Origin of the sequence: Rhodococcus sp. (in: high G+C Gram-positive bacteria), assembly GCF_049299235.1 — a bacterium.
Classification (GTDB): Bacteria; Actinomycetota; Actinomycetes; order Mycobacteriales; family Mycobacteriaceae; genus Rhodococcus.
Map to the genome: position 1 here is coordinate 1 of NZ_JBAQXC010000248.1, position 12257 is coordinate 12257.

At 68.3% G+C, this 12257-nt stretch carries 13 protein-coding genes and 1 pseudogene; 5 read left to right on the forward strand and 9 right to left on the reverse strand.

The features are described from left to right. On the forward strand, positions 1–1339 hold a 1339-nt coding region (locus WAX14_RS14730; protein ID WP_422628798.1), incomplete at its 5' end, for a S1C family serine protease. Positions 1340–1432: 93 nt separating this feature from the next. Beyond that, positions 1433–1813 carry a Sec-independent protein translocase protein TatB gene (gene tatB / locus WAX14_RS14735; protein WP_422628799.1) on the forward strand — a complete coding sequence of 127 codons (381 nt, stop codon included), beginning with the start codon at positions 1433–1435 and terminating at the stop codon, positions 1811–1813. A 75-nt stretch (positions 1814–1888) separates the two neighbouring features. On the opposite strand, the gene WAX14_RS14740 is transcribed toward tatB, so the two are convergent. The 9 genes from WAX14_RS14740 to WAX14_RS14780 form a co-directional block, all read right to left on the reverse strand. After that, a complete protein-coding gene (locus tag WAX14_RS14740; protein ID WP_422628800.1) occupies positions 1889–3022 on the reverse strand; it encodes an Mrp/NBP35 family ATP-binding protein in 1134 nt (377 codons plus the stop codon). A gap of 25 nt (positions 3023–3047) precedes the next feature. Then, positions 3048–3917, reverse strand: a complete 870-nt coding sequence (locus WAX14_RS14745; protein WP_422628801.1) for a lytic murein transglycosylase — start codon at positions 3915–3917, stop codon at positions 3048–3050. A 187-nt stretch (positions 3918–4104) separates the two neighbouring features. After that, positions 4105–5073, reverse strand: a complete 969-nt coding sequence (locus WAX14_RS14750) for a hypothetical protein (RefSeq protein WP_422628802.1) — start codon at positions 5071–5073, stop codon at positions 4105–4107. 142 nt (positions 5074–5215) lie between these two features. Beyond that, positions 5216–5743 (reverse strand): DUF1003 domain-containing protein, encoded by a 528-nt coding sequence (locus WAX14_RS14755; RefSeq protein WP_422628803.1) that lies wholly within the window; start codon positions 5741–5743, stop codon positions 5216–5218. Then, positions 5736–7010, reverse strand: coding sequence for a magnesium transporter MgtE N-terminal domain-containing protein (locus WAX14_RS14760; protein WP_422628804.1), 1275 nt, complete (start codon positions 7008–7010; stop codon positions 5736–5738). Before WAX14_RS14760 ends, WAX14_RS14755 begins: the two co-directional genes overlap by 8 nt. A gap of 141 nt (positions 7011–7151) precedes the next feature. Next, the gene (locus tag WAX14_RS14765; protein WP_422628805.1) at positions 7152–7412 is read right to left on the reverse strand and encodes a LuxR family transcriptional regulator; all 261 of its coding nucleotides are present in this window, start codon (positions 7410–7412) and stop codon (positions 7152–7154) included. A 127-nt stretch (positions 7413–7539) separates the two neighbouring features. Next, a complete protein-coding gene (locus tag WAX14_RS14770; RefSeq protein ID WP_422628806.1) occupies positions 7540–8598 on the reverse strand; it encodes a hypothetical protein in 1059 nt (352 codons plus the stop codon). Continuing rightward, entirely contained in the window at positions 8595–9785 is a 1191-nt protein-coding gene (locus WAX14_RS14775) for a sensor histidine kinase (RefSeq protein ID WP_422628807.1), read from the reverse strand. Before WAX14_RS14775 ends, WAX14_RS14770 begins: the two co-directional genes overlap by 4 nt. Next, positions 9782–10483: a LuxR C-terminal-related transcriptional regulator gene (locus tag WAX14_RS14780; protein WP_422628808.1), complete on the reverse strand. Its 702-nt coding sequence runs from the start codon at positions 10481–10483 to the stop codon at positions 9782–9784. Before WAX14_RS14780 ends, WAX14_RS14775 begins: the two co-directional genes overlap by 4 nt. 245 nt (positions 10484–10728) lie before the next feature. Between WAX14_RS14780 and WAX14_RS14785 the strand changes: the two genes are divergently transcribed. From WAX14_RS14785 to WAX14_RS14795, 3 genes and pseudogenes are all read left to right on the forward strand, one after another. Next, positions 10729–11178, forward strand: a complete 450-nt coding sequence (locus WAX14_RS14785) for a hypothetical protein (RefSeq protein ID WP_422628809.1) — start codon at positions 10729–10731, stop codon at positions 11176–11178. Positions 11179–11450: 272 nt separating this feature from the next. Continuing rightward, complete coding sequence (locus WAX14_RS14790) at positions 11451–11939, forward strand: general stress protein (protein ID WP_422628810.1); 489 nt, start codon at positions 11451–11453, stop codon at positions 11937–11939. Positions 11940–11975: 36 nt separating this feature from the next. Further along, a pseudogene (locus WAX14_RS14795) lies at positions 11976–12257 on the forward strand (hypothetical protein); the annotation flags it as partial.

Genomic DNA, 12257 nt, shown 5'->3' on the forward strand with positions numbered 1-12257 from the left:
GTTCACCGACGCCGCGCGCGCCGCCGAACCGCACATCGAGCACATCGCGCCCAACGATCCGGTACTCGCCGAAGCGTTCGGCCGACCGGGTGACGAGGCCGATACCCTGCAGCGACCGCCGCGTGACTCCGACGCCGACGCGGGGGCTGAGGGCCCCGAACCGGATCCCTGGCGCGACCCGTCGACGCCGGTGCGACTCGGATCCGCCGCCCGGCAGGCCGGCGAGCAGGTCCTGCCACCCGGACGGAAACTCACCTTGCGTGAGGTCCTGTTCGACCGTCGTATCGAGCCTCGTGCCCTCGCGACCCTCGCCGCGGTAGCCGTCGCGATCGGAATGGTCGGTGGTCTGATCGTCGCGCTGGTGACCGTCGACAACGGGTCGCTGACGAGCCGTGGTGTCTCGCTCTCGCAAGTCGCCGGAAACGGTGACCTGCCGACCGGACAGGTCGCGCAGGTCGCCGACGCAGTGCTCCCGGCGGTCGTGTCGATCCAGGTGACGCTCGGTGACGAAGCAGGTACCGGTTCCGGTGTCGTAATCGACGGTGCCGGCTACATCGTCACCAACAATCACGTCGTGTCGATGGCGGCGACCAGCCCGGACGCGAAGATCCAAGTGACGTTCAACGACGGCACCAAGGTGCCCGCCTCCATCGTCGGCCGAGACATCCGCACCGACCTCGCAGTACTCGCCGTCGAAGACGTCGACAATTTGACGGTCGCGGAACTCGGGCGGTCCGCGGACGTCCAGGTCGGTGAGGACGTCATCGCGGTCGGGTCCCCTCTCGGGCTGAGCAAGACCGTCACGCGCGGCATCGTCAGTGCGCTGCACCGGCCGATGCGCCTCGGCGGCCAGGGCACCGACACGGACGCCGTGATCGACGCGGTGCAGACCGACGCATCGATCAATCCCGGCAACTCCGGCGGACCCCTCATCGATGCGGAAGGCCGCGTCATCGGTATCAACTCCGCGATCAAGACCGAGTCGGGTGGTTCGGTCGGGCTCGGTTTCGCAATCCCGATCGACACGGTCACCCAGGTAGCGCAGGAACTGATCCGCAACGGTGAAATGCACCACCCGGAGATCGGCGTGAACGCCCGCACTGTCGTCAACGACACCGCCAGCGGAGCGGAGGTGGCGAACGTGCAGGCAGGCAGCCCCGCGCAACGTGCCGGGATCGTCGAGGGCGATGTGATCGTCAAGGTCGGCGAACGTGCCGTGACCAGTGCCGACGAGTTGGTCGTCGCGGTCCACGAGCAGCGGATCGGGGAACCGGTCACTGTTCAGCTCGTGCGCAGTGGCCGACTCGTCGACGTTCAGGTGACCCCGGAATCCGACTAGCGCGACGGCGCGGTCTCCGCTGTTCGCAGGGTTTGGTCGGTGAGGTGTGCACGTGGATGCGCGCGCGGCCCGTCGACAACGTACGCTGGACCGGTGTTCGGCAACATCGGTTGGGGCGAGTTCATGGTCCTCCTCGTCGCGGCGCTCGTGGTCCTGGGACCCGAGCGTCTGCCCGGCGCGGTCTCCTGGGTGACGAAATCTCTGCGCCAGGTGCGGGACTACGCGTCCGGCGCCCGCGAGCAACTCAAGGACGAACTCGGATCGGACTTCGAGGATCTGCGCAAGCCGCTGTCAGATCTGAACGAGCTGCGGGGGATGAGCCCGAAGGCCGTCATCACCAAACATCTGCTCGACGGTGACGATTCGATCCTCACCGGGAAGTTCGACAAGCCGAGCGCGAACCCGTCAGCTCCGCCTGCCCCGAAAACACTCGGCGCGGGTGAGCGTCCCCCGATCGACACCGACGCCACCTGATCGCACGGTCCGGCGAGTAGCCGGCGCGCAGACCCGGAAGCCGCATGCATTCGCAGGGGCGGTTCCGGGTTTCTGCTAGAGGTGGCGAGTGGTGTCGATACCCAGCGACATGCCTGCCAGACCGCGGCGACGCACCGCGAGTTTCTCGGCGATCTCGCGCATCGCCGTTCCGGCGGCAGATTCGGGTGCGCTGAGCACGATAGGGGTACCGGCGTCGCCTGCTTCCCGGATCGCCGGGTCGAGCGGGATCTGCCCGAGCAACGGCACCTGCGCGCCCACCGCGCGGGTGAGACGCTCGGACACTGCCTGGCCGCCACCCGTACCGAACACGTCCATGCGAGTACCGTCGGGCAATTCGAGCCACGACATGTTCTCCACGACGCCGGCGATGCGCTGGCGGGTCTGCAGCGCGATCGACCCGGCTCGTTCCGCGACCTCCGCGGCAGCCTGCTGGGGGGTGGTGACGACGAGGATCTCCGCACCCGGGATCAACTGGGCCACGGAGATCGCCACGTCACCGGTTCCGGGCGGCAGGTCGAGCAGCAGCACGTCCAGGTCACCCCAGAACACATCGGCGAGGAATTGCTGCAGCGCGCGGTGCAGCATGGGTCCACGCCACACGACGGGGGTGTTGCCTGTCGTGAACTGTGCGATCGAGATCATCTTCACGTCGTGTGCGATCGGCGGCATGATCATGCGTTCGACCTGCGTCGGCTTGGCGTCGGTGCCGAGCATGCGCGGGACGGAATGGCCGTAGATGTCGGCGTCGAGCACTCCGACGGACAGGCCGCGCGCGGCCATCGCGGCGGCGAGGTTGACCGTCACCGACGACTTGCCGACCCCGCCCTTGCCGGACGCGACAGCGTAGACGCGCGTCAGTGACCCGGGCTGGGCGAACGGGATGACCGGTTCGGTGGTGTCGCCCCGCAACGATCGACGCAGCTCGGTGCGCTGTTCGTCGTTCATCACGTCGAGGGTGACGTCGACGGTGCCGACACCGGCGACGTCGGCGACGGCTTTGGTGACACGGTCGATGATCTCGGTGCGCAGCGGGCACCCGGCGGTGGTGAGGTAGATGCCGACCGCAACATTGCCGTCGGCGTCGATGTCGATGTTCTTGACCATCCCGAGTTCGGTGATGGGTTTACGGATCTCCGGATCCTGCACCCGAGCGAGGGCGCCGCGGATGTCGGATTCAGTCACTGCCATGGCGCCCATCGTAGGCGGGTGCCGATCAGTGGATGCGAGGCAGGTCGGCGGGGCTCGGCTCGACGCCGGTGGAATAGGCGGCGGACCAGGCCAGGACGTTCGCGACGTATGCCATCGAATTGTTGTAGCGGTGGATGGCCTTGGTGGCCTGCGCGATGTTGCGCATGTCGAGGCCGCCGTCGCACAGGTACTTGGCGGTGGTCAACGTCGAGTCGTACAGGTTCTGCGGATCGGCGATGCCGTCGCCGTCGCCGTCGCCCGCGTATTGCGTCCACGTGGTGGGGATGAACTGCATCGGACCGACCGCGCGGTCGTAGACGGTGTCGCCGTCGAGCGCGCCGCCGTCGGTGTCGTAGATGACGGCCTGGCCGGGCAGGCTGCCGTTGAGCGGAAGCCCGATGACGTGCTCGATGAGGTTGCCCTTCTCATCGGCCCGGCCACCGTTGGCGTGCCCGGATTCGACACGGCCGATACCGGCGAGCATCGTCCAGTACATGCCGCAGCCAGGATTCTCGTCGGCGAGGATGCGCTCGGCGTTCCGGTATGCCGCGAAGTTGATCGCGGGGATGCCGAGGGGTCCCTGTTGCAGGACGGTGGCGGCCGGGGCCCCTGGGGCAGCCTTCGGGTCCGGGGCGGCGGCTGGGTCGGGGGCGGTCATCCGCTCCGCGACGGGGGCGACCGACTGGATGACCTTGGTGAGGTCCGAGTTGTCGCTGCCTGCGCCGGCGGTTACGTCGGAGGCGTCGGCGGTCTGGTGGATACCGAGGAAGTTCTTGGAGGTCGCGCCCGCGGTGGTGGCTGCTGCGGCGACCAGGCCGACCGGCACGAGTCCTGTCACGGCGATCACGGAATTTCTCCGCAGTTTGGACGTCGATGCTTTGTTGTGCCGGCCCACGCGATACCTCCCTCGGGCACCTCGTTCGAGATGCTTCCGTTATCTGGCGGGATCGACGATAACACGAGCCGATGCACTTCCGTTATTCAACTGTGATGTAACGGGGGTTTGGCGGCGCACGAATGTGGCCTTGTGGGCAGCTCGGACCGCCCACGGAGCATACGTGGGGACGCTGACACGTTTGGTTCTACGGTCCGCAGAGTGCGGGAATCAGGCAGGGGATGTCGGGAAGCGTCGGCGGGACAGGAGGCAGCGTCGGCAGGGCAGGAGGCAGGGGAGCAGGCACAGGAGCCGGTTCCCCTGCCGGTTGCTCCACCGCTGCCGGCTGCGGCGCCACAGGTGCGGGCGCCGCGACATCCGCAGCATCCGGAACCGGTCGCGCGGTGGTCACGGGGACCGGAGGCGGGGCGATCACGCCAGGCGTGGTGGCCGCGCCCTTCTCGTACGCAGCCGACCACGCCTCGACGTTTTTCAGGTATTCCGGTCGGGCATCGAACCGCGCGAGTGGCACGGCTCGCCCCTCTGGTTCACGCAGGCTCGCTCCGTCCGCACACAACCAGTGACCCGCAGCCAGGGATTGATCGAACACATTCTGCGGATCGGCGTGTCCGTCGGCGTTACCGTCCGCTGTGTACTGTTCCCACACGGCCGTCGGAAGCTGCAGTGGGCCGAGTTCGCCGTTCGGCGACACTCTCGGTGCGCTCAGTGTGCCGAGCACGTCCGTGCGCCCGCCGTCCGCGTGCCCGGACTCGATCCGGCCGACCGCCGCGAGCAGATTCCACTGCAGTCCGCATCCGGGCGTGTCGATCTGCAACTGCATCTCTGCCGCCCGATACGCGTAGTAGACCAGTTCGGGTACGGCAAGCGGGCCGTCCTGCGCGAGTACCGGTGACGGCTGCCCCGGCGGCACCGTGACGTCCGGCGGGAACTGGGACAGTGGGTCGGCGGGATTTCCCACGGGGATTGCCTCGGGGCCACTCGGGCCGGCATTCGGTGCGGGAGTGAACGGGACGATCCCGACCGTTCCGGTCGCCGCGGTCGCCGCGTCGTGAGATTCGGCGGCATTCTGTCCGGTCGACGACTCGGCCGATGAGGCTGCGGCCACGGATCCGGCGGCGAGAATCACCGGAATCGCGATCAGACCTTGCCACCGCACACGACCACCCCTCGCCACGACTACCCCCGCCCGGAAACACACTTACTGCCCTGAACACCGCGAACCGCGGCACGAGCACCCGCTCGGACGCTCTTGTGACGGAGATTACAGAATAATCTGGCCGAGTGCTCGCTCGGGTCTCTCAACGCCGTGCTGTGCGCGCCTTCGCCTGGGGCGTGGATCTGGCGGAGTCGTCGTCCGTGTCGACGAGCAACGCGCGCAGGTCGTCGAGTTCGCGGCGCAGATAGTCGCGGGTCGCAACTTCACCGACGGCGAGTCGCAGTGCGGCGAGCTCTCGTGCGAGGAATTCGGTGTCCGCCTTCGTCTGCTCGGCACGCGCGCGGTCCTCCTCCAGCGAGACCCGGTCGCGATTCTCCTGCCGGTTCTGGGCCAGGAGGATCAACGGCGCCGCATATGCTGCCTGCGTCGAAAAGGCCAAGTTGAGCAGGATGAACGGATACGGGTCCCACTGCAGTTGCACCGCGACGACGTTGAGGAAGATCCACACGATCACGATGACCGTCTGGATCAGCAGGTAGCGGCCGGTGCCGAGGAAGCGGGCGACAGATTCGCCGACACGACCGACGGCTTCGGCATCGACATTGACCCGGAACCGGGAGGACCGGGGTGTGTCGAGACGCTGGCTGGCCATCGTGCTGCGATCAATCATCGTCGGTCTCCTCTTCGCGCCAGTCTTCGGGCAGCAGGTGATCGAGCACGTCGTCGACGGTGACGGCGCCGAGCAGGTGTTGCTCGTCGTCGACCACCGGCCCGCACACCAGGTTGTACGTCGCGAAGTAGCGGGTGACGGCCGTCAGCGTGTCGTCGGGATCCAGTCGCGGGAGATCGTTGTCGACGATGCCGCCGACCAGGCTCGCGGGTGGTTCGCGTAGCAGCTGCTGCAGGTGCACGCAGCCGAGGTAGCGGCCGGTGGGTGTGGCGGTGGGCGCGCGCACCACGAACAGCATCGACGCCAGCGCGGGCGTCAGGTCGGGGTTGCGGGCACGCGCCAGTGCCTCGGCCACCGTCGTCGCCGGGGTGAGCACAACCGGCTGGGGTGTCATCAGACCACCAGCGGTGTCGGGGGAGTGTTCGAGTAGGCGCCGTACCGGCTCCGAATCTTCGGGGTCCATCAACTGCAGCAGGGATTCGGCTTCGGTCTCGGGTAGTTCGCCGAGAAGGTCGGCTGCGTCGTCGGGGTCCATGGCCTCGAGCACGTCGGCGGCTCGGTCGACGCCGAGGCTGGTGAGCAGCTCGGTCTGGTCGTCGGCGGGTAGTTCCTGTACGACGTCGGCGAGACGTTCGTCGTCGAGTGCGACGGCGACCTCGTTACGTCGTTTGGCGGGCAGTTCCCGCAGCGCCAAGGCGACGTCGGCGGCGCGCATGTCCTCGAACTGCAGCAGCAGTTGCGAGACACCTTGCCCCGGCATCGCCAGCGCGGCGGCGGTGAGACCGGAGATGTGTTGCCATTGCACGACGTGGACGGCGGAGCGGCGGGCGAGGCGGCCGCGGTGCTGACGAACCGCCACCCGGGCGACCAGCCAGTCGCGGGTGCGGGTGAGCTCGAGCCCGAGATCGACGATGACCGAGTCGACGCCCGCGAGTTCCGGCAATTCGGGGTCGTCGACCCGGACCTTCGAATCGAGCACCTGCGCAAGGGCGAGAATCTCGGTGGGCCGCTGATCGAAACGGCGCAGGCTGACATTCCCGGTGGTCAGCGTCACCGCGCCCGGCTCGACCGCCGTGACGCGCAACATCGGCACGAAGATCCGTTTCCGGGTCGGCAATTCCACGACGAGGCCGATGACCCGCGGCTGTTGGCGGCCCAACCTGATGGTGAGCACGATGTCGCGGACGCGACCGATCGATTCTCCGTCGGGTCCGAGGACGACCAAGCCTGCAAGCCTGGCCGCGAACACCTTGCTCACCGCTGCCAAAGGGCTACTCCCTACCGAATCGTGTTCCTTACTCGAGCCAAGCATAGGAGCGACTCGGAGGAGAGCAGGGTTACCCGCCCTGTGATTCGGCGCGCCCCCGGTTCGGAACCGGGGGCGGGCGCAGACCGGAGTGCGCAGGCGCTACAGGTCGTCGAGGTGCACGAGTCCGTCCTGCAGCGCACGCGCGAGCAGGGTGGATTTGGTCGGGGCAGGCCGGCCCACTTCGTCGTACTTGGCGCGGATCCGAGTCAGATAGGTGTTGATCGTGCTCACGGCGAGAAATCTGCGAGCAGCGACCTCACCCTTGGAGTCGCAGCGCAGCCAGTCGACGAGGACGTCGATCTCCCGTGGCGACAGGGACGGGCGGGGCCGGATGTGCTCGGAGTCCAGAACTGCGGTCACGGCGCGTCTCCTTCGTCGTGCGGTGATCGACGGCGGTCGATCCGTCGGTCACAACGCTAGGTTCGAGACGGCGAACGAGGCAGACTCGAGTTTCGTGCCCACCGCTCGGGGGGCATCGTTCGATCAGCTAAAGAACGCCGTCCGCGGCGAGCGGGTCCGCCGGTGCGGCGGGGTGGCCGTCGGCGCCGATCTCGAGACGGCTGGAATCGCCGTCGGATGTGCCGGTGACGACGGTGACGAGCAGTGCGCGCCGGGGCGGCAGAATTCGGACCGTGACCACACCGGTCGCGCAACCGTCGAGGTGTGCGGCGATCGTGTTCAGGACACGGTCTCGAACGGCCGGGGCCACGTCGACCAGCGCCCCGTCGTCGAGAAGGATGATCTCGACGCCCCGCCTGCGGGCATCATCTGCCGCTGTGGACACCGGTTCGACGGCCAGTTCGGGTGCGCGGAGCAGATCGCGGAGGCTTGCTTCGACGAGCACGCAGGCAGCGACGTCCGCCTTCGTGACCGGGCCCGCGCCGGCGATCTTCTCGAGGAGCGGGCGGGCCACCGCATCCAGATGCCGGGCCTGCCTGTCCCGCTCGTCGAGCACGGCCTGAGAAGCTGCTTCGGCAGCCGCCTGCTGCAGGGTGCGTGCGCGCAGCGCGAAGATGGTCGCGGCCATCGGGCGGATTTTCAGGGCGAAGAACGTCGACATGACCAGCGGCCCGACGTTGACCAGTGTCGCGGCGAGGCCTGCGGCGGCGCCCTGCCCGGTCGCCACGGTCCAGGAGACGCACGTGAGGATCGTCGCCCCACCCCCGATCCAGGCGAGGGTCATGCGGCCGCGAGCACACATGAACGTCTGTACCGCGGTCGCGACACTGGCCGGCCAGACGAACCACGAACTGGTCGGCGGTACCGATGTCACCGACAGGACCAGTGCTGTGGCGGCCGGACCTGCCACCGTCGCCGCGACGGCGGCCGGGATCGGCAGCGGATCGCCGGGAACACTCACGAGCGCGAGGATGGCGGCGCAGAGCAGGATCGCGGCGACCACGCTGGGCCAGACCGTTCGTACGCCGTCGGCGGTGCCGTGCGCGAGGAGAATCGTCGCCGAACAGAACAGCAGCGCGAGGGCGTGGGCCTCCGCGGTGTCCATCCCGAGCAGTGTCCGGATGTCACCGGACGCGAATCTCGTCACGCGGGCCGCCATTCGAGGGTGACGCGGGTGCCCTGTCCCGGTGCCGATTCGATGTGGGCGCCGCCGCCGGGCAGTCCGGCCATCCGGCCGTGGATGCTCACCCGCAGCCCGAGTCGGTGCGGGGCGACGGTCTCCGGGTCGAAGCCGCGGCCGTCGTCGACGACCGTCACCTGCACCTGCCTGCGGTCGATGGTGAGATACACCGAACGGGTTGCTCCGTCCCCGGCGTGGCGCACACTGTTGCGGACGGCCTCGGCCATCGCCTGCGCCATGATGCGCACGACGTCGGCCGGGACCGGGGAGGCGCCGCCGACGTCGGCACGGATGGCGATGGCGTCGTCGATGCCCGTCGCCGCCGAGCGCAGATACGCGAGAAAGTGGTCGGCGTCGAGATCGGTGCCGATGACCTTGTTTTCCCGCAGGTCGTCGAGGTGCTGGAGGGCTTCGCCCGCGGAGCGCCGGACGGTCGGTGTCGCACCTTGCCGGTCGACTGCCAGCAGAGTCGCCAGCACTTGATCGTGGACGAGTGCACCGACCCGTTTCCGTTCGGTGGCGCGGGCTGCCGCGGCGGCCGCTGCTGCCGCCGCGGCGTGCGAGGCCTCACGTGTTTCGTCGAGTATTCGTCCGGTGCGCAGCGCCATCGCCGCCGCAGCCAGGAACATCGCGCAGAACACGGTCGCGAACACGATGTCCTGGATCAGCAGGCCGTCGTTGACGGTGTTGGTGCGATGACTCAACATCTGCACGGATGTCGTGGCGACGACCAGATATCCCGCGCTGACCGCAGGCCCCCACGCGACCAGCGCGGCCAGTGCCGCGACGGCGGGAAAGTGGCTCGGCCAGACGGCCTGTTGCTCGAGGACGGGCGGGCCGGTCCATGCCGCGAATCCGGTGAAGACCACCGCGAGATAGGCGGATGCCGCGACGGCCGCGGCGCGCCGAAGTCTGCGTTCGTTCCATCGGACGCTGTCGACGACGAGCCACATCCCGGTTCCGAACACCGCGATCATCGCGGCCGGTGTCCACCACGCCTCGAACTGCGGGGCATACAGGACCCCGTTCGAGAACATCAACAGGAAGTAGATGCCGTATCCGCACGCGATGAACTCGGCGAACACCCGCAGCAGGCGGTCGGCCGTGAGGTCCGGTGCGGTGCCTGCGGCAACCGTCACCGCGGCCGATGTCACCGGCGTCGCGTCGCGCGCCGCTGTAGCGGCAGGTAGCCGTCTTCGAGCGCCCGTTTGTACAGTTCCATGCGGGTCGGGGCTGGTCGTCCCGCCTCGGCATAGCGCACCCTGATCCGCCGGACGTAGTCGGTGACGGTGCTTTCCTTCAGTCCAGCGATGCGTGCCACCCGTGTCGTCGATTCCCCGGAGGCGTACAACTCGAGGACTTGCCGCTGGCGGGGACTCAGGCCGACGGACTCGATCGACGGATCGCCGTCGATCGCAGCAGCCCAGTCGGTCGTGGCCACGGTCTCGCCGCGCACGGCGGCACGGATCGCGTTCAGCAGCATGTCGTTCGACTCGGACTTGCGGACCACCCCGAGAACTCCTGCCGCTGCGGCCAAACGCACCAGATGCGGCTCCTCGCCGCCGGTGAACACGAGCGCCGGGATGCCGGCGGCGGTCAGCAGGTCGACGTTCGCGGTCGGGGAGGAACCGTCCTCGAGTCGCAGGTCGAGTACGACCAGGTCGAGGTCCGTGGTCTCCGCCAGCAGCCGAGTCACGGTCGCCGCGCCGGCCACCATCTCGAGATCGGGTGCGGCGCGGAGCAAGGTCGACAGGCCGGCGACCACGGACGCGTGATCCTCGACGACGCCGATTCGGCGGACCGTCGATACGGTCCGTGCCGCCGCGTGCGGTGCACGCCGCTGTCCCAGCACGCCGCACCCCCTCTGCTCCGGCAGTCACCTGCGTCCCTGTCCCGAGTGTCGGAATCGCGAGGTTGAGCGTTACCGCGCTGTTCCGTACCGCCGTGATTCTGTGCTGCCGGAGTTCTCGAGGTGTCCTGTCCGATGTCGTGCGATGGATGGACAGACACGGCCGGTCACTGTGCGAGATGCTCGGCAGACCGACGGCACGGCGATCGGAGACGGACAGGTCAGCGGGAGGAAGGTGGCGAGCGCACATGGGGTTGCTGATCCCGTCGGAGTACGGATTGGTCCTCGCCACACCCGCAAGCGACGCCGATCTGACCGAAGCGGTGATGAAGGCGGCGACGATCGAACCGCCGTTCCACCAGCGCCGAACGACATATCGCAAGGCGCCCGGTGTCGGCACGATGCGCCTCGACGCATTGAACGCGGACGCCGCCGCACGGACTCCGGGATATGTGGGTCCGCCTGCGTTGGCGATGCGGGCGTCCCTGGGCGAACTGACGGTGAACATCCTGATCGATACCGTCGGCCGGGGTGCCGAGGCCCGGTACGTCTGCGTCGGCATACCGACGGAGTCGGGGAGTGATGCGGCCGCCGACGGCCTACCGTGGGTGACGGCGCTCGCGCGTCGCACGGCGGTGTTCCTCGGATTCGCCGGAATCCGTGGGCACACGATCGACGTGCTCGCGGCCGTGCGGTAGCTCGCGTATCGAGCCGGATCGCACGCGCGGGGCTCGGCCCGATCTTCACGCGTGCCCTCGACTATCGCGGTGACGTCTACCACCGCATTCTCCTGGCGATCCCGGTGGCCGCGCGGCGGGCATGACGCGCACCACGGAGTTCGACTCGCCGCAGTAGCCACGATCGGAGCGGCAAACGGGCAGAATGGACAGGTGCGTGCCGTCCGCGATGGTGCGCTGCCCTGCACAGCGAAGCGACGTGTTCGTTGCCCCGCGAAAAGGAGTTCATGCCCATGACGAACCCTCTCGGACAGCCCGGACGCCCGGCGCCCGGCCTGCCGACCCCGCCGAGCGGTTGGCCGGTCGGCTCATACGCGACCTACGCCGAGGCCCAGCGTGCCGTCGACCACCTGTCCGATGAAAACTTCTCGGTTCAGGACGTCACGATCGTCGGTGTCGATCTCATGCAGGTCGAGCGCGTGACCGGCAAGCTGACGTGGCCGAAGGTGATCGGTGGCGGCATCGTGTCGGGAGCCTGGCTCGGCCTGTTCTTCGGCCTGCTGCTGGGAATTTTCTCCACCGACTTCCTCGGCCCGCTGATCGTCGGCTTGATCGGTGGCATCGTGTTCGGCTTGATCTCGGCGTCCATCCCGTACGCCGCGACACGTGGCCAGCGTGACTTCTCGTCGACGATGCAACTCGTCGCCGGCCGCTACGACGTGCTGTGCGAACCGAAAACCGCCGAACGGGCCCGCGACCTGCTCGCCAAGCTCGCACTGTAGCCGCGGCAGGCAGGCGATGAGACGGTAGGCGCAGTTGTGGACCCCGAGGAGATAGCCGACGAACTGTACGGACTCGATCCGAACGAGTTCGTCGCCGTCCGGAACGAACGGGTCGCGCAGGCACGCGAGGCCGGTGACGGGGCCGCGGCCACGACGATCGGCAAGCTGCGCAAACCGACGGTCGCGGCATGGCTCGTGAACGCGCTTGCCCGAGAACGCACCGACGAACTCGCCGCACTGCTCGACCTCGGTAGTGCGCTGCGGACCGCGCAACGCCGATTGTCGGGCGACGATCTGCGCACGCTGTCGGCGCAGCGC

What these genes read in the sequence shown, in the direction of transcription:
- WAX14_RS14740 (WP_422628800.1), bottom strand. Translation starts at nt 3,022, where the DNA reads ATGGCAGTGACTGAATCCGACATCCGCGGCGCCCTCGCTCGGGTGCAG.
- WAX14_RS14755 (WP_422628803.1), bottom strand. Translation starts at nt 5,743, where the DNA reads ATGATTGATCGCAGCACGATGGCCAGCCAGCGTCTCGACACACCCCGG.
- WAX14_RS14785 (WP_422628809.1), top strand. Translation starts at nt 10,729, where the DNA reads ATGGGGTTGCTGATCCCGTCGGAGTACGGATTGGTCCTCGCCACACCC.
- WAX14_RS14790 (WP_422628810.1), top strand. Translation starts at nt 11,451, where the DNA reads ATGACGAACCCTCTCGGACAGCCCGGACGCCCGGCGCCCGGCCTGCCG.